Below are 21,500 nucleotides of genomic sequence, written 5' to 3'. Positions count from 1 at the left end.
GCCGGGACCCCATCATCACCGTTCACCTCAAGCTGCCGCAGCCAAATTGAATCAGCGGTCAGCTCCTCAAGCAAGGCGAGTTTTTCAACGGAATAGGTTCGAAGCCGACCTTCCCTGCACCCGCAACATAGCGAAAATTGATGCCCATCTCCCGAGAAACCATCCTCACTGCGCTGCACGCGCGGCTCTCAACGCTGCCCGCCACCGCGCTGCGCGGCGAGGTGCTGCCCGAGCGCGTTCCGACCGATGGCCTGCTGATCCTGCGCGATGGCGAGCCGGGAAAGCCCGAGGTGACACTGTCGCCACTGCGCTACCACTACCAGCACCGGGCCGAGATCGAAGCGGTCGTGCAGGGCATCGACCGTGACGCAGCCTTCGATACGCTGACCGCTAGTATTGGAGCAACAATTGCAGCGGACCGGACGCTAGGCGGCCTCTGCGACTGGGTCGAGGCGGAAGCACCGCGACCGGTCGATCTGCCCGTTGAGGGCACGGCCAGCCTGAAAGCGGCCGTGATCCCGGTGGTGCTGCATTATTCAACGGCCGACCCGCTGGCCTGATCCCGACAATCCAAGGAGAACACAATGGCACGAGCCCAAGGGGCGCGGGCGCAGATGGCGCTTGCGTTCGAGACGACCTATGGAACGCCGCCCGTGGGCGGTTTCACCAAGATGCCCTTCGCCAGCACCTCGCTGGGGGCGGAGCAACCACTGCTCAATTCGGAATTGCTGGGTTACGGCCGGGATCCGCTAGCGCCGATCAAGGATGCGGTGACCGCCGATGGTGATGTTGTCGTGCCGCTGGACGCCGAGGCCTTTGGGTTCTGGCTGAAGGCAGCCTTTGGTGACCCAACCACGACCGGCACCGGCCCCTGGACGCATGAGTTCCAGTCGGGCTCCTGGACGTTGCCCAGCATGTCCATCGAGACCGGCATGCCCGAGGTGCCGCGCTATGCGATGTATTCCGGATGCGTGCTCGACCAGATCAATTGGCAGATGCAGCGCTCAGGGCTGCTGACCGCGACGGCGCGGCTGGTGGCGCAGGGCGAGACCGTGGACACGACGACCAGCGCCGGGACACCCGCCGCTCTCGAATTGCAGCGCTTTGGCCATTTCAACGGGGCGATCACCCGCAATGGCTCGGCGCTCGGAAACGTGGTTTCAGCCGACATCACCTATGCCAACAACCTCGACCGGATTGAGACCATCCGCTCGGACGGTCGCATCGACGGGGCAGACCCCTCCATCGCCGCGCTGACCGGCTCCATCGAGGTGCGGTTCGCCGACCAAACGCTTGTGACGCAGGCCATCAATGGCGATCCCTGCGAGGTCGAGTTCGCCTATGTGCTGCCCTCTGGCGAAAGTTTCACCTTCACCGTGCACGCCGTCTACCTGCCGCGCCCGCGCATCGAGATTTCCGGACCTCAGGGCGTGCAGGCCACATTTGACTGGCAGGCCGCGCGCGACAGCACGGTCGGCCGGATGTGCACCGCAACCCTGATCAACGATATTGAGGTATATTGATGCTGACGCTCGATCTGACGAACCAACCGCGCTGGCATGACGTTGCGCCCGGCGTGCGTGTGCAGCTGCGCCCGCTGACCACGGCGCTGATGGTTGCAACGCGCAGCGATCCGGCCGTCGAGGCGGTTCCTGAGGATGTTTCCGAAGAGGAACGCGCTGTTGCCTTCGCCAAGGCGCTGGCGCGCCGGGCAGTTCTCGCTTGGGAGGGTATCGGCGACGCCGATGGCAATCTAATCGATCCCAGCCCAGAGGCCATCGACGCGCTTCTCGACATCTGGCCGATCTTCGAGGCTTTCCAGCTGACCTACGTCTCCAAAGGTCTGCTGCTGGACCAGGAAAAAAACGTCTCAGCGCCCTTGCCGAGTGGTCCTTCGGCGGGGGCGAGCGCTACTGTGAAGCGTGCGAAGCGGCCTGTGAAACCTGCCCGGCGCGGCTGAACCGTCCAGAAACTCCGGAGGGCTGGCAGGTCTGGGACCTCGTCGGCCGTCTTGGCGGCCAGCTGCGTGTTCTGCCCGGCGCGGTGATCGGCTGGGACATGTCGGCTGCACTGGCGCTCGGTGACGCGCTCGGCGTGCCGCCGCTCGCCATGGCCGAACTGCTGCCCGTCGTCGAGGCGGTGATGGTCGCGAAACTCAACGAACAGATGGATCATTCCAATGGCTGAGAAGCGCGTTTCTGTCCGCCTTGCTGCGGTAGGTGGCCGACAGGTGCGCGCCGAGTTGGAAGGCGTGGGCGAAGCCGGGGCGCGCGGCTTCGGCCGCCTCAGCCGAGAAATGGAAGCGGCCAATACACGGCTCGCGGCCTTCTCGCGGCGGGTCCGTGTGGCTGCCGCTGCCGCCGTGGCTGCAGCAGCCGCTGCTGGCGTTGCGATGGTCCGATCCGGGCTGCAAACCGTGGATGCGCAGGCGAAGTTGGCGCAATCGCTCGGCACCACCGTCGCCTCGATCCAGACCCTGGAGCGTGCGGGCGAACTGGCGGGCGTGTCGATGTCCGGCATCGAGCAGGCCACCAAGGATCTGACGCGCCGCCTCAGCCAGGCGGCCGCAGGGACTGGTCCCGCAGCCGACGCTCTGGACCGACTGGGCCTTTCCGCCACCGAGCTGATCGCTCTGCCACTGGACCAGCGGGTCGGTGCCATTAACGCCGCCATCGAGAAATTTGTGCCTGCTGCCGAACGCGCTGCCTTGGCAGGCCAGCTTTTCGGCGAGGAAGGCTCCATCGCCATGTCGCGGATCGACACCGCGACGCTGCGTCAGGCGACGGAGGACGTCCTCGCTTTCGGTGTCGTGGTCTCCGAGCAGGACGCCGACCAGATCGAGCGGACGAACGACGCCATCTCAAGGCTGGGGCTGATCTGGCGCGGGCTGTCGAACCAGCTGGCGGTCGCTGCGGCACCCGCGCTGGAAGCGGTCGCGAATGCCATGGCGGCCGTGGCCAGCCGCACCGGGCCACTCGGCATCGCGATCCGAGGCCTTTTCGACAACATCGGCCGTCTAACCACCTATGCCGCCACGTTTGTGGCTTTTCTTGCAGGGCGTTGGGTCGCCGGGATGGCGGTTGCTGCCCTGTCGGTCCGTGGGCTCGCCACGGCGCTGGTCCTATTGCGCGGCGCGCTGATCCGCACCGGCATCGGGGCGTTGATCGTTGGCGCGGGCGAGCTCGTCTACCAGTTCACCCGCCTTGTCTCCGGTGCGGGCGGCTTCGGCGAGGCGATGTCGCTCCTGAAGGAGCTCGCGGTCGACGTGTGGGACCGTATCAATATGGGGGCTGCAGCGGCGGGGGCTGCGGCCACGGCGATGTTCTTCGATCTGAAGGCCGATGCTGCCTCCGGAATGCAGAGCGCCATCGAGAGCGTGGTGGCTTTTGGCAACACTGCCGCGAACACGTTTGAGGGGGCATACGAGGCGATCAAGGCAATCTGGGGCATGCTCCCGGCGGCCATCGGCGATCTGGCGTTTCAGGCGGCCAACAGCCTGATCGACGGCGTCGAGGCGATGCTGAACGGCGTCGTCTCGCGGATCAACACGTTCATCGGCGGGATCAACCAGGGGCTGGAAGCGCTCGGCTCCGAGCGGCGCATCTCGATCATTCCCGATCTCGAACTGGGCCAGATCGAGAACCGCTTTGAGGGTGCTGCGACAGCCGCGACCACCGCCGCACAATCCGCCTTTGATCGCGCTTTTGAGGACAATCCGCTCACTGCGCCCGATCTCGGGCTCGCCGCGGCGGCCAATACTGCGCTTGCCACCGCCAAAACCTATCGCGGGGCGGCTCGCGATCTGGCCGAAGGCGCGCGTGCGCCGCTCGCCAGCTGGCAGGCCCTGCGCGATGCAGTGCGGGGCAGCGATGAAGGCGGCGCGGACGCGCTGACCGAGGCGACCAACGCAGCTGACCGCTTTGAGACAGCCCTTGGTGATGCCGGACGCGCCGCTGCCGGTGCGGGCGCAGCGGCCGGGGCTGCAGCGGCCGCCGCCGAACCCAATACCGAAGCCGCCGTCACCGGCTGGCAGGCGGTCACCGCTGCACTTTCCGACTATGCCAGCAAGGCCCGCGATATCGGCGGTGATATCGGCCAGGCGCTGGTTGGTGCATTTCAGTCGGCTGAGAACGCCGTCGGCGAGTTCGTCAAGTCCGGCAAGCTGGACTTCCGCGGTCTGGTCACCTCGCTGTTGGCCGATCTCGCCAAGCTGGCGGCGCGGCGGTTCATCCTCGGGCCGATCGCCAATGCGCTTTCCGGCGCGCTTGGGGGTGCGGGCGGGATTTTTGCGAACATCTTGCATGCAGGCGGCATGGTAGGTGCCTCCGCGCCAGGCCGGATGGTCCCGGCGATGGCGTTCGCGGCTGCGCCTCGGATGCACTCCGGCGGCGTTCTAGGGCTCCGCCACGACGAGGTGCCTGCAATCCTGCAGCGGGGCGAACGGGTGCTGTCGCGGCGTGAAGCACAGAGCTACGGCGGCGGTGGGGTCAATGTTACCATCATGGCCCGCGACGCTGAAAGCTTCCGGCAATCCCGCACGCAGGTCGCCGCTGATATCGCTCGCGCGGTGTCGCTCGGCCGAAGGGGCATGTGATGGCCTTTCATGAGGTGCGGTTCCCCGAAAATATCAGCCGCGGGGCGCGCGGCGGGCCGGAACGCCGCACACAGATCGTCGAACTGGCCTCCGGCGATGAAGAACGCAACGCCAGTTGGGCCAATTCGCGTCGCCGCTACGATGTCGCCTATGGCATCCGCCGCGCCGACGATCTGGCGGCCGTGGTTGCCTTTTTCGAGGCGCGCAACGGTCGGCTACATGGGTTCCGCTTCAAGGATTGGGGCGACTACAAGTCCTGCCTGCCTTCGGGCACGCCATCGCCGACGGATCAGTCGATCGGCACCGGCGATGGCACGACGACGGCCTTCCAGTTAGTGAAGCGCTACGCGTCCGGCGCACAATCCTGGACGCGCGCCATCGCCAAGCCTGTGACCGCAACCGTTCGCATCGCGCTTGGCGGGGTGGAGCAGCCCTCCGGTTGGTCCGTCGACACCACGACTGGCGTCGTCACCTTCAGCGCTGCGCCGGGCGCTGGCGTCGCCATCACCGCAGGCTTCGAGTTCGATGTGCCGGTCCGCTTCGACACCGACGCGCTCGACGTGACGCTCGACCTCGAGCGGCTTGGCTCGATCACCTCCATCCCGCTGCTGGAACTCCGCCGATGAAAAACATCACCCCCGATCTGCAAGCGCATCTGGACGACGGGACAACAACGCTCGCCTGGTGCTGGCGGATCATCCGTGCCGACGGCGTGACCTTCGGCTTCACCGACCACGACCGGACGCTCAGCTTCGACGGCACCGATTTCGAGCCGGAAAGCGGGTTGACGGCGTCAGAGGTCCGCTCTGGCTCGGACCTGTCGGTCGATGCGCAGGATGCTGAGGGCGTGCTGACCTCCGACCGGATCACCGAGACCGACATCCTCGACGGCCGCTGGGACAATGCCGAGGTCGAGGTCTGGCGGGTGAACTGGGCGGACAACGGCCAACGCGTGCTGATGCGACGCGGCGCCATCGGCCAGATCCGGCGCGGGCGGCTTGCCTTCGTCGCCGAGGTCCGCTCGCTCGCTCATGTGCTGGGCCAGACCGTGGGGCGAACCTTCCAGGCGACCTGCGATGCGGCACTTGGGGACGCGCGCTGCGGCGTCGATCTTGTGGATCCCACCTTCAAGGGCACTGGCGCTGTCATCGATCTCCTGCGTGATCGGGCCTTCAGCGCCTCGGGACTCGGCAGTTTTAACTCTGGCTGGTTCACCTTCGGCACGGTCGAATGGACCGGTGGCGCAAATGTGGGGCGGCAGGCAGAGATCATCGCACATGACCTGACTGACGGCATCGCCGTGCTGACGCTGCTCGAAGCGCCCGTGCGGTCTATCGCGGGCAGTGATGCTTTCACTATCCGAGCGGGCTGCGACAAGCGTATCGAGACCTGCAGTGCGAAGTTCGCCAATACCGCCAATTTCCGGGGTTTCCCGCACATCCCCGGCCAAGATGCGGTTCTGCGCTACGCCACCAAGGACGGCAGACACGAGGGGTCTGTGCTGTGAACGCCGATCCCACCCACGTCATCGCCATTGCTCGGTCTTGGCTCGGCACGCCGTATCACGACCAGGCCAGCCTGCGCGGCGTCGGCTGCGACTGCCTTGGTCTTGCCCGCGGCGTCTGGCGCGAGGTGGTCGGCCCTGAACCGTTCCCGATCCCGCCCTATAGCCGGGATTGGGGCGAGGCCGGCCCGCGCGAAGTGCTGGCCGAGGGCGCAAGGCTTATGATGCCGGAAATCGCACCCTCTGACGTCATTCCGGGCGCGCTGGTCCTGTTCCGCATGACGCCCCGCGCCATCGCGAAGCATGTCGGGATCCTGACCGGCCCCGACACCTTCCTTCATGCTTACGAGCGGCTTGGCGTGATCGAGGAGCCGCTCACCCTGTCCTGGCGGCGGCGCATCGCCTTCGCCTTCCTGTTCCCGCTACGCTGAGATCCCCACATGGCTACCCTTGTTCTCGGTGCCGCTGGCGCTGCCATTGGCGGCAGCATTGGCGGCGCGATCCTCGGCGTCAGTGCCGCCACCATCGGTGGCTTCATCGGCTCCACCATCGGCTCGGTGGTCGACAGCTGGATCGTGTCCTCGCTTGCGCCCACTCAGCGGATTGAAGGCGCGCGGCTGGACAATCTTCGCATCACCTCGGCCACCGAAGGAGCGGTGATCTCGCGCCTCTACGGCCGCATGCGGATCGGTGGCAACATCATCTGGGCAACCGATTTCCGCGAGGAGACCAAGACGACCACGCAGGGTGGCGGCAAGGGCGGCGGGGGTGGCGGCAAGGTCAAGACAACCGAATACTTCTACTATGCGAGCTTTGCGGTCGCGCTCTGCGAGGGTCCGATCACCGGCATTGGCCGGATCTGGGCCGATGGGAAACTGCTGGATACCGCCGGGATCACTTGGCGCTGGTATCCGGGAGACGAGAACCAGGCGGCCGATCCGTTCATTGCGGCGAAGATGGGGGCAGTAAGTACACCGGCCTATCGCGGCACGGCCTATGTCGTTTTCGAGGACCTGCCGCTCGGCAACTATGGCAACCGCATCCCGCAGCTGAGTTTTGAGGTGTTCCGCCCGCTTGCCGATCCGGACACGGCGGAGGGGCTGACACAAGCGGTCACCATGATCCCGGCGTCTGGCGAGTTTGCCTATGCCACGCAGGGCATCCGGAAGGGCAGCGGCGGGTCGTCCGAGCCCGAGAACCTCAACGCGCTGACCGACACCGCCGACATGGTGGTGGCGCTGGATCGGCTGCAGGCGATGGCGCCGAAAGTCGAGAGCGTATCGCTGGTGGTGGCCTGGTTTGGCGACGATCTGCGCGCGGGCTCATGCAAGGTGCGGCCAGGGGTCGAGGTATCCGCCAAATCGACCAGGCCGTCGGCTTGGTCCGTGAATGGCGTCAGCCGCGCCAATGCCTTTCTGGTCAGCCGCGATGATCAGGATCGCCCTGTCTATGGCGGCACGCCCGCCGATTTCGCGGTGGTGCAGGCGATCCAGGAGATGAAGGCGCGTGGGCTGCGCGTCACCTTCTACCCGTTCATCCTGATGGATGTCCCGCCGGGCAATATGCTGCCGAACCCGTATTCCAACAACGCCGCTGAGACGGGCCAGCCCGCTTTTCCCTGGCGGGGGAGGATCACCTGTTCGCCTGCGGCGGGATATGTCGGGAGCGTAGACAAGACCGGTACGGCCGCAAGCCAGGTCGCGGCGCTGTTCGGCGCGGCCACGCCCGCCAGCTTCAGCGTGGCGGGTCAGTCTGTCTCGTGGGCAGGGACGCCCGGCGACTGGGGCCTGCGGCGCATGGTGCTGCACTACGCACATCTTTGCGCGGCCGCAGGAGGGGTCGACGCCTTTCTGATCGGCACCGAAATGCCGGGGCTGACGACCATCCGCTCGGGCGCAACCACCTATCCGGCGGTGCAGGCCTATCGGGACCTTCTTGCGGACGTCCGCTCCATCCTCGGATCGGGTGTGAGCCTTGGCTATGCCGCCGACTGGTCGGAATATTTCGGACACCAGCCGGGCGATGGCAGCGGCGACGTGTTTTTCCACCTCGATCCGCTCTGGGCAGATCAGGAAATCGATTTCATCGGCATCGACAACTACATGCCGCTCTCCGACTGGCGGGACGGGTTTGACCATTCGGATGCGGTAGAGGGCTGGCCAGCGATCTACGACAGGGCGTACCTGCAGGGGAATATTACGGGCGGCGAAGGCTTCGACTGGTTCTATGCCAGCGCGGCGGACCGCTCAGCGCAGGTCCGCACACCGATCACCGATGGTGCCGCGGAAAAGCCGTGGGTCTTCCGCTACAAGGATCTGCGCGCCTGGTGGTCTAACCCGCATTACGACCGCCCGGGGGGGGTCGAGAGCGGGACGCCGACGCCTTTGGTGCCGCAATCCAAGCCGATCTGGTTCACCGAGCTGGGGTGTCCGGCCATCGACCGGGGCACCAACCAGCCCAACGTGTTCTTCGACCCGAAGTCGTCCGAAAGCTTCACGCCGCATTTCTCGCGGGGCTGGCGCGACGACACGATCCAGCGCGCCTATCTCGAGGCGACATATCTCTGGTGGGGCGAGGCCGAGAATAACCTGGTGTCCTCGGTCTACGGCGGCCGGATGGTGCATGTGCCGGACTGCGCCGCCTGGACCTGGGACGCGCGGCCCTATCCGTTCTTTCCGGCGCTGAACGACGTCTGGACTGATGGGGCAAACTGGCGACTGGGGCACTGGCTGACGGGGCGACTCGGGGCGGTGTCGCTGGCGGCGCTCGTCCGTCACCTCTGTCTGCGGGCGGGAATGCTAGAAGCCCGGATCGACGTCACCGGCCTGTGGGGCGCAGTTGAAGGCTACGCGATTGGTGCGCTGGAAAGCCCGCGCGCCTCGATTACCACGTTGTCGCGCCATTTCGGTTTCGACGCCGTCGAGACCGAGGGGGTGATCCGGTTTGTCATGCGCGGGCGCGCAGCGGTGGCCAGTGTGACACACGACGATCTGGTGGCCGCTCGCGACGGCGACGTTCTGGAGCTGACCCGCGCGCAGGAAACCGAGCTGCCGCAGGCGCTCAAATGGCAGGTTGCACGGGCCGACGAGGATTATGACGCCGCCCTCGTCGAGGCGCGGCGCATCACCGTGGACACGACGCGGATTGCCTCGGAGAGCTTTCCGATGGCGGTCCCGCCCGAGGAAGCTGAACGGCGTTGTCGCCGCGCGCTGATGGAAGCCTGGACCGGGCGGGAGACAGCTTCATTCCGCCTGCCGCCATCGCGGCTCGCAATGGATCCGGCGGATGTTGTCACGCTGGAACATGACGGGCGGCCAGTCCCGCTCCGGCTCGTCTCTATCACGGATGCCGAGGCACGCGGGATCGAGGCCGTCCGCCAGGATCGCGAGGCCCACGACCTGCCGCCCGGATCGCCACGGCAATCGTCCTTGTCAAAAGCGGTGGTGTTCGGCGCACCCGAGGTGATGCTGATGGACCTGCCACAGCTGACCGAGGATCAGCCCGCCCATCGCCCGTTTGTCGTGGCCCATGCCGTTCCATGGCCGGGCGAGATGGCAGTGTTCCGCAGCCCATCGACGGATGGGTTTGAGCTGCTGACCAGTTTTGGCGGCCGTGCCCGGATCGGGACGCTGGTGTCGGATTTCTATGGAGGACCGACTTCGCGCTTCGATCTCGGCAATGCGCTCGTAGTTGATCTGCTCTTTAGTACGCTGGAAAGTGTCACGGACCTGACGCTGTTCGGTGGGGCCAATGCGCTGGCCATCGAGAGCGCACCTGGCACTTGGGAAATCGTGCAAGCGGGCGTGGCGGAACTGGCACTTGGGAAATCGTGCAAGCGGGCGTGGCGGAACTGATCGCGCCGGGCCGCTATCAACTGACGCGCCTGTTGCGTGGCCAGCGCGGCACCGAGGGCGCGATTGGCAATCCGTCTTCGGCAGGCGCACGGGTCGTGGTGCTGGACGACGCTCTGGCATCATTGCCAATCGCCGAGGCGGATCTTGGCTTGCCGTGGAACTGGCGCATCGGTCCCGCAAGCCGGTCTGTCAGCGACGAGACCTATGTCGCCGCCAGTTTCATGCCGGTGGGTGTGGGCCTGAGACCATTCTCAGTCGCCCATGTCGAGCAGCCATGGCGGAAGCCGCACGCGTCCGGCGATTTGACGATCCGCTGGACGCGTCGATCCCGCGCGCTTTCGGCCGACAGCTGGGGTGCCGTGGAGGTGCCGCTGATCGAAGAGGTCGAAGCCTATGAGATCGAGATCCTCGATGGCGTTTTCGTGAAGCGCGCGCTGAGCGCGACCACGACCAGCGCAACCTACACCGCCGCCCAGCAGACCGCCGATTGGGGTGCGCCGCTCGGGCCCGGCGACACGCTAGATATCCGCATCTTCCAGCTCTCCGCCCTGATCGGGCGGGGTGCCGCCAAAACCGTCACGCTCCAGCTCTGAGGACCGCAATGCCCGACACCACAACCAACTTGTTGCTGCCCTACATTCTGGCGGCGCAGGCCCAGAAGCACGTCACCCACAACGAGGCGCTGCGCATCCTCGACGGGCTGATCCAGCTTTCCATCTTGGACCGGGATCTGACCGCGCCGCCCGGCAGTCCAGCAGACGGGGACCGATACATTGTCGCTAGCGACGGCACGGGTGACTGGGCGGGTTGGGACCTGAACGTGGCGCTGTTCACCGATGGGGCTTGGCTTCGCCTGCCACCTCGGACCGGATGGCGGGCGTGGGTCGAAGACGAGGCGCTGCTGCTGGTCTACGACGGTGCGACCTGGATCGGAACCACGCCCAACGCGCTGCAGAACCTCGCGCTGTTAGGGCTGGGCACCACCGCCGACGCCGCCAACCCGTTTTCGGCCAAGTTGAACGCGGCGCTCTGGACAGCCAAGACCGTGGCCGAAGGCGGGACCGGCGATCTCTTCTACACCATAAACAAGGAGGCCGCGGGCGACGATCTTGGGCTGACGCTGCAGACCAACTTCGTGACCAAGGCGCTGGTCGGTCTGTTCGGCTCGGACGGGCTCCGTCTCGCGGTTTCCGCCGACGGCAGCACCTTCTTCGATGGTCTGAGCGTCGACAACACGAACGGCATCGTCGATTTGCCACAGCTGCCGCGTTTCAAGGCCTGGACGAATTACGACAACTATGTGGGCGTCGGCACCTGGACGAAGATTGGCCTGAACAACACCGACTACAATGATCAGGGCGCGTTCGACGCTGGAACCGGCCTGTTCACCGCGCCAGTGGACGGCACCTACCTGTTGGGTGCGACGCTGCTCTACAAGGTCAATTCCAGCACCTCGGCCCGGATGCGCGGGCGGCTGGTGCTGAACGGGACCACAGAAATTCGCGGTTCCTTTGGCGAGAGTTCCGCCACCCATGTCTCGCTTGCCACCGCGATCTGGCTGCAGACGATGGTGCCGCTGACGGCGGGCGATACCGTTGAGCTGCAGGGATATTTCCGCGCGCAGGACGGCTACTTCGCGGCCGACCACACGTCCTTTTGGGGCTGCAAGGTCGGCTGAGCGGCGGAAGGAGGTTCTGATGACACCACCCCGATCTGATCAGGGCTTTGTCCGCATGCCCGATGCCGAATTCGAGGCCATGCTGGCACGCGCTGCTGAGAAAGGCGCCAAACGCGCGCTCGCCGATGTCGGCCTCGATGGTCAAGAGGCTGCGCTCGATATCCGCGACCTACGATCCTTGCTCGACTGCATCCGTCTTGTGCGCCGCACCGCGATGCAGACAGCCGTCCGAATGATCACCACCGGCGTGATGTTGGCGCTGCTCGCGGGTATCGCGATCAAGCTCAAGATCTTCGGCGGGGGCCCGTAGCTCTGCCGCATCCCAATCCGTTAGCCAAACCGACCCGCCCATGTGGCGGGGTTTTTCGTTTCTGGAGGACACCATGACCACGACCTTTTATGACCACTGGCGCGATGTACCCGAGGGCACTTGGCGCTGGCCCAACTTCTCCCCCGCCGAAATTGCCTGCCGCGGCACCGGCAAACTCCTGATCAACGAGCCCGCGCTCGACAAGCTGCAGGCGCTGCGGGATCGGCTGGGCAAGCCGCTGGTCGTCCGCTCCGCCTATCGCAGCCCGGAGCACAACCGCGCCGTCGGCGGCGCAACCCGCTCGAAGCACATGGACGGCGCGGCCTTCGACATCGCCATGTCGAACCAGGACCCGGTGGTGTTCGAAGCAGCTGCGCGGACAGTCGGCTTTCTTGGCTTCGGCTTCTATCCGCGCTCGGGCTTCATCCATGTCGATCTTGGCCCATCGCGCCAATGGGGCGATCGCTTCCCGGTCCGCGCGACTGCCTTCGCCGAGGAATTGCCTCCCGCGCGCGAGGTGCTGGCACAGAGCCGCACCATAAAGGGCGGCGGGGCGGCCGGTGTCGCAACGCTTGGCGCGGCTGGCGTCGAGGTGGCTCAGAGCGTTCTGGCTGACACGCAGGCCGCCGTTCTGCCGCTGGTGCCATACCTCGACACGCTTCGCTGGGTTTTCATCGCCGTGGCGCTCGGTGGGGTCGCAGTCACGATCTACGCGCGGCTGGATGACTGGAAACGGGGGCAGAGATGATCACTAGCATTCTCGGCGGGATCGCCGTCAATCCGTGGGCGAGAGCCGCGCTTCGCTACGGTGCAATCGCGCTGGCCATCCTTCTGTTCCTTCTTTCGATCCGCCGATCCGGCGAGCGCGTCGGACGCTTGGCAGAACGCCTTGAAACCAGGGAGAAGTCTAATGATATCCAACGCCGGATGCTGGAGGCGGCGGCTCGTCGTCCTCGCAATCGCGACGACTTGGTTGATCGGCTGCGCGACGGCAGGTTTTGAACAAGGCGGTACCGCGGCATGTCCGCCGGTCGTGGAATACAGCCGGGCGTTTCAGGTGCGAGCGGCCGAGGAATTGGAGTTGTTGCCAAACGGCTCGGCCGTGGTCGAGATGGTGGGCGACTATGCAGTTTTGCGGGACCAGGTGCGAAACTGCCGATGATCCCGAGAGCGCACTAGTTGTAAGTTTCGACCTTATAAATGTCGACCTTGGTTTCCAGGCATTTTCGAAGGCTCAGATCGTTTACCCCAACCTCAAACCAACTCGTAGGACGCTGATAAAAATCAAGACCCCGGCCAATTTTTATGACCCAGCCATTGTCCAGCCGAATTTCCCGATCATGCATGTTTGGGTTAAGCTTGACATCGAGTATGACGTCCACTTCGAGCAAGCTTTGTTTCAAGTCATCAAGTTTCTCGTGTATTTCTGCGAGCTGTGTCCGATCATCATAACCGGTGACGAGTTCTATCTTCTTTACCGTTCCTGATTTAAGTACTGTCTCGCAGAACCTGACAAAGTTTTGGATCTGATGCTGAAGCCTGATATAGGGATCCTCTATCACCACCGCCTTCGCACCTAAAAGATATGGGCCAAGAATTGACTCGTAGCTGTGCCCCGTGTCTCCATACATTATGGTGAAGTGCTGTTCGCGAGCCTGGGGCTGACTGGAGCTTGTCTCGTGCGCCACAGCTGGTGTTTCACTGTTCGAAACCTCAGGGGCGGGATTGGACGATGTCTCTTTATCATCGGGCTGAGCTTCAGTCTGCTCAGAAACGTTGAGCATTCTCCTTGTCGGCTCCTGAGTGGCCGCCGCGTCTTTCGACTCAGGGCAGTACACAACCACCTCTGTCCCATCTGAATTGAAGTACGATAGATTAATTAAGGCAAACTCATCATCTGGTTTGCGCTTGTTCATCTGTTCTTTTACCCGACGGCGGCATTCCATCGCATACGCTACATACTCCTCGAATTCATCATCACTTGGTGCGCCATTCGGATGAAGTATCTTTAGGAACGCCGCAACGGTTTTCTTGATGCCCTTCTCGTCACGCCCCTCAACAGCTTTCCCAAGCCGAATGCGTCGATTTACCTCTTCATATCTATTTGTGTGCTTGAATTGATAATGAAATGCCTCAGCAAGATAGTCAGTGATAAATCCGTACCTGCTGGTCAGAAATGAACTGCTATTTTTTGGAAACTCCCAGCCAGGAATATATGCTGCGAACCGGTCCATTATTGCCAGGTCAAGTTCGGGCGGCAGCGGCTGAAAGAGGTCGTATTCTGTCGAGTTGACGACCTGGCTCACGGACAGGTCGATGTTGCCTACAAAACTGAGACTGGCGTCAGCGATGACTTCCGCGCCGCGCGAAAATCGTCCATTTGCCATGAAGTCCTTCATGATTTGGATCGTATCCGGATCACGGACCTTAATCCCCCCAACTTCGTCAAATGCCACGGTGTCCCAGTAGCCAACCAAACCAACCTTACGACGAGCGTTGTTATAGAACAGCGTCGCCTTTGTTGCCTGACCGCCAGATATGAGCGTCGCGTAGGGCGAAAACTCACTGAAGAAATACGACTTTCCGGTTCCGCGAGGGCCCAGCTCGATATAGTTGTAGTTGGGCTCTACAAGGGGGGCCAAGCGGGCCACAAAGTGCATTTTAACGCGTTGAGAAAGCTTGGACGGTTCCAAGCCAACCGATCTCATGATGACGTTGAGCCAATCATCTCGTGTGAATGCGCTGCGGCCATCTGTGTACTGCTGAAAGTCAAAGCGCGAGAGCTGAATCGGGCGCAAGTCTTCTATGTAGAACGCGTAGTCATCTTCCTCGATGTCATTATGTGAAAGTGTTACCTCAGCCCAAATTCCACCCTCGAGGAGCCGTTCGTTGTCCCTATAAAATTTTTCGCCAATTGCAATTCTCTGGGAATTGAAGTTCTCCAGCGATGCCCAGTGCCGTTTTTCTTTTTCAACGTATCTAACGTGAACCTTATCAATGAAGCGGTGCTTTCCCTTGGTTGCCACCTTCGATTGAGCGGCATTGGCTTCGTCGGGCCTTACGTAATTATCCTGAAGGGTAGCAAGAACGGCTTCCATACCTGCATCCATTTCAGCCTGATCGTCGCTTGCGCAGTAGCGCGCCAAGAGAAACTCAAGCACGAATGTTGGGACGTTTGTGCCCTTTTTAATCCGATGAAGCAGATCTTTTCGAACCACCTTGCCATCGAAGGTTGACGTGAGGCTCTGGTCCAGTTCGTCCATATCATTCATACGGTATAGTCCGTCTCAAGATTCAGCGCGCTTAGGCTCGCTAGAGTTGTTGGGTTCAGGGACTTTATCGAGAATTTTCCCTCAAAGTCAGGATCCATTCGTAGCGCGATTTGCTTGCGCTGGCCCGGCGTCAACGTGATTGTGCGTGTTGCGGGGTTTACATCGCCACCGGCTCGCGGCTCACCAACCACATTCCCCTTTCCGTCCTGGGCTTCGATAAGGACCTCGACACTTTCCTCTTGAGAGAACATGTCGTCAGAAACCAATGCAATTTCCACTACTGGAACTCGTGTCGTAATTCGTTTCGCGCCGTTTTTGTAGCTGAGTTCGACACTCATTTTGGCGGCGCTCGCGTGCTCTTCATTATCGAGGCGGGCAATGATCACAGGTACAACGGCCTCCGCCAAGGAAGCTCCGCCGTGGAAGTAAAGATGTCCAGCTCTGTAGGGAGCCATGCTCTTGGGGAGCGCGACCTGTGCAAAGCTGCCTCGAATACCAAGCTTCTCAGAGTTTAAAACAACACTGTGAGAGTCGCTGTTTCCATTTCCAAGCAGGGCCCTGTCATGCGCATTTATCGGCCAATTTCCTTGTGGCTTGGTGCAAACGTCACCAGCTGCAGCGTGACCGTTTAGAAAAAATCCATGATCGGTGACAATCACGGCCTCTTTGAACCCCATTCCACGCAGCTTGTGCAGGGCGACACGAATGAGTTTCAAAGTGCTTGGTATTAAGCCGAGTGTGGTCTCAGGATTGCTCTCGAGCTGACTATCGATCTCGGTTGATCGTAGGACTAGGAGATCAACAGTGGACGTGATCTTTGGCTTTCCACGAACGAAGTCGCCCAGAGGCATCTCCTGGAACCGATCACCAAGTTTCTTTCGAAGCACATCCATTCTTTGGGTGACGTTCCCAACCTTGGCCGTTCCAAGTTTTGGGGCCAGCGCGTCGCTTTCGATCCCGAGCGACAGCTGTGTGCGGGCACCAGGAAGAAGGCTGGCCATACCGACAAGGGTTATCGTCGGTAATTGAGCATAGGCAGCCTGCAGCTCGACTGGCCCGTCTTCAGAGAGCCGCTTTTCAAGCGTCACGCCAAGCTCATACCGGAGGGCGTCGACCATGAGGTAAGCAACTCTTCGTCCGTTTTCTTTCAGACGGTCGGCCAGAAGTCGGTCATAGACGTCTGCATTTGCCAACCTGCCTTCCGGAGGCCATCCTGCACTCTCAATATGCTTAATGAAGATTGCTTGGATTTTTTCCGCCAGGCGGCGATACCGGGATCTGGCCTGATCAATGACTTCGTGCATGATGCCGTGTGGATCGAGAAAGTCTCCAACAGCCTGCTCAAATTCGCGTTGAAGGCGGTCCGCTTCGCGCAGGCTTCCAAGGTAGAAATCCAGCAAATCAGCTTGTGATCGGGCATGTTCCGGCAATTGGCGTTCGTTGTCGTCACAGCATTCAATCAGCGCTAGACCGGTGCGGATCAATTCCCACTGTGCTTGGCTTTCTCCTTTGCCGATCCAGACAGAGTTCTTATGGCGGCCGATAATGCGGCGAGTCGTGTCGGTTTCGTTGGTCGAGATGCCCTTGATCGCCGCCTTAAGGAAGGTGCGCTCCTCGAACGGGAACGTGTCACGATCGCCAAGGTCATCAATGTCGTGGCACTGATCTGGAAGAGAAAGCTCAACCTCGATGGCCTCCGCGCGCTCAATGTAGATGTCCCGAGTTGCGGGGTTGGTGCGGAGGCGATCGCACACATCCTCGACGATCGGCTTTGCTTCGATCGGTGAGTGAGGAACGCCCTTGAGAGACCCAGGCAAGGGAACCGGCAGATCAAAGACGAACTCGCTAAAAAGAACGAACCGCCACAGTTCGTCAGCGATCGACGTCCAGGTCTTGCCTCGCGTCTTGACGCTCATACCCAAGGTCGCGCGCAGGAATTCCCGGGCTTCGTCGCTCCAGCCTTCTTGAGACTTGAGGGCGTCAGCTTGCTTGGCACTCGGCGCCAACAGCGCCGTCAGGATTTCGCGGCCCGACTCCACCCTCAGCGCAGCCCTTAGTTGTGGCCAGCTCGCGCCACCGCCGATCGCATCAATCACAGAGAAGGACGGCCCATTAGGCGACCCTGCGAAGATACGGCGGATCTCCGTCGCATGATCTGGCTTCGCGCGCAGGCAAAGGCTCAAGTAGTCGTCACCATCGTCCTGGGGAAAAACTGCTCCGCTTTGCGCGTAAATCGAAAAGGGGTCAGACTGCTTTTCTTCATCGGTTTCCGTGCGCCGCTGCGGCACATAGACAACCAGCGCGTCAATCTCGCGTTTCGCCTTGCCGACTTCACGCAAGGCCATGATCGCTTCCTGGCGGCTCTCGATGCTGCTTTCAGAGGCGTCGATCACACGGATGCGGTCATCGCCAAGCCCCAAGCACAGATCGTGGTACCGGTGATCGGGGTCATAGACGACCATGCAGCCCGCTTGCAGAAGGCGGGGGCGCAAAACGGTGTCGCGGATGAAGGTGGCAATACTCATGCGTTACCCATTCTTTTTGCGGCCGCGGGCCTTTGTGGGTTTGGGCTCTGGCTCGACGTAGAGGTGTTCCAGGTCATGCGCGATGGCGAGGGATTTGTCGGTCTCGCACTTTTCGCGCACGCGGTCCGGCCAGTACGCCATGGCGAGGTGAGCCCAATCGTAGTCGCCCTTTTCCAGCTTGGCCCAGGTGTCCTTCAGGACCTTTTGCCATGGCTTGAGGCGGAACAGCTGCCAGAGCGGGGCGGCGGTGATCTGGACACCGTCGTCGTGGTTCGGGCGATAGGTTTGTGCGATGGCCAACAGGGTGTCGCGTAGCTCGATCAGTTCAAGCTCGAGCGCCTGGAGCGCCTCGAAGGCTTTCTCATCGTCGCGGGACCGGGCGCTGCCTTTGGTGCGCAGAGCGGCGACGTCCTGGCCGACCTGCTTCAGCTTCGGCTCGATGAAGTCGTTAACGGCTGTGAAGAGGGTCTGGTCGGTCAAGCTGGGATAGTACAGCCAGAGCGTGTAGCTGCCCGAACTGGTCGAGAGCGGCCAGTAGATCGGGGCCTTGCGGCGGCTCTTACTGTACTGACCGAGGTGGAACTTGAAGAAGTCGCGTTGCAGCCAACGGCGTACATCGGCGGGCACTGGGCCTTCGACGCGGGCAAGCACTTCCTCGATCAGGCGGGCGAGGTCATTCGGATGCCCCTGGTCGTCCACCAAGATGCCAGAATGGACATGGAACGGCTCTGCATCATCGGGCAGCATGCCGGGGCTTTTGGCTGGCAGCGGGTCGAAGGGTTCAGGCTCGGGCGGGGCTTCGCGTTCGCCGGTGGCCAAGCGCCAGTCGAAACGGCCGAAAGCGACACCAGCGGCCCAGCTGAGCAGACCGGCAGTTTGGTCGACCGCGTCGGCACCGTCGTCGTCTTCGCTCGCATCGTTGACGCCATCATCTTCGTCCACCGCGCCAGAAGACCCGAGCGCTGCGGCGCGGTCCGCGTCGCTGAAGCCGTAGAGATCAAAGGCGATGTCATCGATCTCGGCCTGGATATCGGCCAGTTCAGCTTCGATAGCCGGTGGATCGTAATCCCCGAGACGTGCGCACAATGCGGCTGGTAGGTGAAACGCGTGAGAGGTTTCGACAGCGGTGTCGAGTGTTCGCTTTAGAGACCATGCTCTTCCGGCGGTGCGCACCAAATCGGCTTCCCCTTCCCAGGGCCGAGGCGGAACGGGGAGCTTTAGAAATGGTCCGACGAGGAATTCGGGGTAACCAAATCGCCCCAGTGACATTTTGTAGACATAGTCAACCGCTCTGCCATTAAGCAGGCCGAGCAGGCCAGGTAACTCGTCGACAGGCGCAAAGCATGACTGCCCACGATTTGAAAAGATACAACCCGCTGGCAAGGCGCGGGGCTGAAATCGACTTGCTCGAAGTGCCCAAGTTATTCCAGGTCGATAGTAACAGTCTGCTCCGCGGCCATATCGTCCAATTTTCATTAAGCCGACTTGGTCTGCCCTCGAATATCCAACCACAAGTGCGATATCACCATAAAACGAGCCAAGCGATTCACCCTTTGCAAAGGGCACCCAACGGCCTGGAGTTGCACCTTGCGTAACTTCCCACCAACCGCGAACAAAACGATCATCTGCCGATGTCTGCAGCCCAACTTTGGCGGTTCGCGCGTCACCATCTTCATATGATGTCATAGTCACATGTAGATTTCTCACCGGCTTGCTTATCCAATAAGCGAAGGGGCTTCCTGGAATGTTCTCAAATTCAGACACATCAATATTAAAGATGGATGTGCTGGAATTCCCCTCTCGAATATCCTTTGAAATTGACCGTGTGGCGTTTTCTTTATCGCTTTCAGCAAGGGCGCGAATAAAATAGGTCATGCTGCTCGCTCCAGGACGTAGGCTGCCGCTTCGACCATGGCGTCATCCATGACGCCGAGTCCGAGATCAAGTACGATTTCTGGGTTGCTGGATTTAAGAACCACACTGCTTCGCCAATCCGTAAAACTTGACAAAAAGAAGCAGGTGCGTGAGGTGATCGCACCAATGCGACCACCGTTTCTGAGCAATTCCAAACCTCGCTCTACGAATATCCCCAACAGGTCGTTTTTGGTGAGTGGATAAGCCTTTAACAAATGTGCTTTTGTGCCTGTTGACAGCGCCCCGAATGGCGGGTTCATCACCACCACGTCGAATACCTCGCGGCAGTGGTCGATCATCCGAAGGCCCTGAAGTGCATCCTCCGCGAACAGCCGCCCCTGATAGGTAGAGCGTGCGGCGCGAGCGAACTCAGTCAGGGCCTCGCTTAGACGCACCTCAGCCTTCTGCCACTGCGCCATGTCCTCTTCGCGGAAGAGATCGCCATGCTCGCCAAACACCGCGCGCACTAGGGCAGGCAATTCCTTCTCAACCTGCAACAGCACCCCAAGCTCTGGCAGCCCCTTGAGCAGGAACAGCGTCTTCTCGAACAGCTCTGCATCCAGGGGGTCGAGCTCTTCCATGAACCGCTTGCGCAGGTCCACCTCGGCCGGGGGCGCGACCGCTGCCACCACATGTCCACGCCCCACCTGGGGCCGGTCCTTGGCCTTCACGCCTGCCTCGTGCCAGGCACGCTGCGCTCGCAGCCACAGCGCCAGCGAAGCGATCTGCGCCGCGCGCGGGTCAATATCAACGCCATAGATGTTGTGTTCGATGATCAGCCGCGGCACGTCGTGCAGGAACGCGTCCTGGTCAGCATAGGTTTGGCTGAGTGGTTTCAGATCAGCGCTGCCGCCGGTCTCGGTATCCAAGCAGCCGGGGCCATGGCTCTGCTCCCACGCCCAGGCCTCGCGATAGATCTCTAGGAACAGGTCAAAGGCGTAGAGCCCGAAATGCATCGACCCGCAGGCCGGATCGAGCAGCTTGATCGTGCGCGGATCGCGCAGGCGTTTGGCGGGCTCGGGCTGCTCATCCGGTTTCACAAGCAAGTATTGGCAGCGGTCGCGCAGGCCGGTCTGCCCGCCCGTCCAGTTGAACCAGAGCCGCCCCAGCGTGTTGTCGACCAGGAACTCCACCACATAGCGCGGGGTGAAGAACTGGTTGCGCACGGCCAGCTCGCGGCTGTTGCGTGGCGCCTGGGACGCATCGCGCATCGCTTTGCGCTCTTCCTTCGAGTTGAAGTACTGATAGATCCAGCCGATCGTCTCGTCCTCGGCCCAGAGCGGTTCGATCTCGCCGTGATTGATGAGGGCGAGGACCTGGATCAGCGCAGCCTCACGCGGGAACAGGCGGCCCTGAGGCGAGAAGCGGTCGAAGAGGCCGGGCAGATCCTGTGACAGCTCGTCGAAGACGCTCTGAAGATAGACGCGGTATGCGTCGCCGGTTTCACCCAGGCCAGTGCCTGCCAGGCGGGCGTAGAGCTGGAACCCCTTGGCCTGGTAGCCGTTGCCGACGGATTCCATCAGCAGCCCGCGGGCCTCGGCCATCCTGAGGGCCGCGAGGCGGTTCAGGACGGTGAATGCCTGTTCGCGCACGATGCGGTCGAGCCCGGCCTTCGTGTCGGTGTCCGCACTGGCGCAGTAGTGGGCCAGCGTGTCGCGCAGGATCCGCGCCGTCTCGCGCTGTTGGTCGTTGATGTGACGTAGGCTTTCGAGCGGAGAGGCCGTGCCGGAAATCGGGTCCAGCCCGTAGTCGTTCTGGAGCTGACGGGTGAATTCCTCTTCCAGGGTGCGGCGGGCATCGGTGACGAAGCGCTGGAGGCGGTTGCGGGTGGACTGATCAAACGCCATCC

General features: G+C 62.2%; 16 protein-coding genes and 1 pseudogene. 13 read left to right on the top strand and 4 right to left on the bottom strand.

What is annotated here, in order from left to right; translation table 11 throughout:
- The first annotated feature begins 140 nt into the window (after positions 1-140).
- From BW990_RS19970 to BW990_RS19915, 13 genes and pseudogenes are all read left to right on the top strand, one after another.
- Positions 141-560 (top strand): acyl-CoA transferase, encoded by a 420-nt coding sequence (locus BW990_RS19970; RefSeq protein WP_076451108.1) that lies wholly within the window; start codon positions 141-143, stop codon positions 558-560.
- A gap of 24 nt (positions 561-584) precedes the next feature.
- Positions 585-1,523 (top strand): phage tail tube protein, encoded by a 939-nt coding sequence (locus BW990_RS19965; RefSeq protein ID WP_076451106.1) that lies wholly within the window; start codon positions 585-587, stop codon positions 1,521-1,523.
- Positions 1,523-1,960 carry a hypothetical protein gene (locus tag BW990_RS19960; RefSeq protein WP_076451105.1) on the top strand — a complete coding sequence of 146 codons (438 nt, stop codon included), beginning with the start codon at positions 1,523-1,525 and terminating at the stop codon, positions 1,958-1,960. The genes BW990_RS19965 and BW990_RS19960 overlap by 1 nt, the downstream gene beginning before the upstream one ends.
- Before the next feature lie 98 nt (positions 1,961-2,058).
- The gene (locus tag BW990_RS22485) at positions 2,059-2,187 is read left to right on the top strand and encodes a DUF7697 family protein (protein WP_268794346.1); all 129 of its coding nucleotides are present in this window, start codon (positions 2,059-2,061) and stop codon (positions 2,185-2,187) included.
- The gene (locus BW990_RS19955) at positions 2,180-4,594 is read left to right on the top strand and encodes a phage tail tape measure C-terminal domain-containing protein (RefSeq protein WP_076451103.1); all 2,415 of its coding nucleotides are present in this window, start codon (positions 2,180-2,182) and stop codon (positions 4,592-4,594) included. Before BW990_RS22485 ends, BW990_RS19955 begins: the two co-directional genes overlap by 8 nt.
- Positions 4,594-5,220 carry a DUF2460 domain-containing protein gene (locus BW990_RS19950; RefSeq protein WP_076451101.1) on the top strand — a complete coding sequence of 209 codons (627 nt, stop codon included), beginning with the start codon at positions 4,594-4,596 and terminating at the stop codon, positions 5,218-5,220. Before BW990_RS19955 ends, BW990_RS19950 begins: the two co-directional genes overlap by 1 nt.
- Entirely contained in the window at positions 5,217-6,101 is an 885-nt protein-coding gene (locus BW990_RS19945; RefSeq protein WP_076451099.1) for a DUF2163 domain-containing protein, read from the top strand. Before BW990_RS19950 ends, BW990_RS19945 begins: the two co-directional genes overlap by 4 nt.
- Positions 6,098-6,529: an NlpC/P60 family protein gene (locus tag BW990_RS19940; RefSeq protein WP_076451097.1), complete on the top strand. Its 432-nt coding sequence runs from the start codon at positions 6,098-6,100 to the stop codon at positions 6,527-6,529. The genes BW990_RS19945 and BW990_RS19940 overlap by 4 nt, the downstream gene beginning before the upstream one ends.
- 9 nt (positions 6,530-6,538) lie before the next feature.
- A pseudogene (locus tag BW990_RS19935) lies at positions 6,539-10,545 on the top strand (baseplate multidomain protein megatron).
- An 8-nt stretch (positions 10,546-10,553) separates the two neighbouring features.
- Entirely contained in the window at positions 10,554-11,630 is a 1,077-nt protein-coding gene (locus BW990_RS19930; RefSeq protein WP_076451095.1) for a DUF2793 domain-containing protein, read from the top strand.
- Positions 11,631-11,685: 55 nt separating this feature from the next.
- A complete protein-coding gene (locus BW990_RS19925; protein ID WP_200798080.1) occupies positions 11,686-11,940 on the top strand; it encodes a DUF6127 family protein in 255 nt (84 codons plus the stop codon).
- A gap of 73 nt (positions 11,941-12,013) precedes the next feature.
- Positions 12,014-12,688 (top strand): YcbK family protein, encoded by a 675-nt coding sequence (locus BW990_RS19920; protein ID WP_076451118.1) that lies wholly within the window; start codon positions 12,014-12,016, stop codon positions 12,686-12,688.
- The gene (locus BW990_RS19915; RefSeq protein ID WP_076451091.1) at positions 12,685-12,942 is read left to right on the top strand and encodes a hypothetical protein; all 258 of its coding nucleotides are present in this window, start codon (positions 12,685-12,687) and stop codon (positions 12,940-12,942) included. The genes BW990_RS19920 and BW990_RS19915 overlap by 4 nt, the downstream gene beginning before the upstream one ends.
- A gap of 173 nt (positions 12,943-13,115) precedes the next feature.
- On the opposite strand, the gene brxL is transcribed toward BW990_RS19915, so the two are convergent.
- From brxL to BW990_RS19890, 4 genes are read right to left on the bottom strand one after another with little or no spacing between them, the layout of a single operon-like run.
- Positions 13,116-15,212: a BREX system Lon protease-like protein BrxL gene (brxL, locus tag BW990_RS19905; protein ID WP_200798079.1), complete on the bottom strand. Its 2,097-nt coding sequence runs from the start codon at positions 15,210-15,212 to the stop codon at positions 13,116-13,118.
- Positions 15,209-17,737, bottom strand: coding sequence for a PglZ domain-containing protein (locus BW990_RS19900; protein WP_076451086.1), 2,529 nt, complete (start codon positions 17,735-17,737; stop codon positions 15,209-15,211). The genes brxL and BW990_RS19900 overlap by 4 nt, the downstream gene beginning before the upstream one ends.
- Positions 17,738-17,740: 3 nt before the next feature.
- Positions 17,741-19,612 (bottom strand): BREX-1 system adenine-specific DNA-methyltransferase PglX, encoded by a 1,872-nt coding sequence (locus BW990_RS19895; protein WP_076451083.1) that lies wholly within the window; start codon positions 19,610-19,612, stop codon positions 17,741-17,743.
- Positions 19,609-21,498, bottom strand: a complete 1,890-nt coding sequence (locus BW990_RS19890) for an Eco57I restriction-modification methylase domain-containing protein (RefSeq protein WP_076451081.1) — start codon at positions 21,496-21,498, stop codon at positions 19,609-19,611. The genes BW990_RS19895 and BW990_RS19890 overlap by 4 nt, the downstream gene beginning before the upstream one ends.
- Positions 21,499-21,500: the final 2 nt, after the last annotated feature.

Source organism: Roseivivax lentus (genome assembly GCF_900156805.1).
Lineage (GTDB): Bacteria > Pseudomonadota > Alphaproteobacteria > Rhodobacterales > Rhodobacteraceae > Roseivivax > Roseivivax lentus.
The sequence above is the reverse complement of the archived record's forward strand: the minus strand, read 5'-3'. Positions and strand labels throughout refer to the sequence as shown.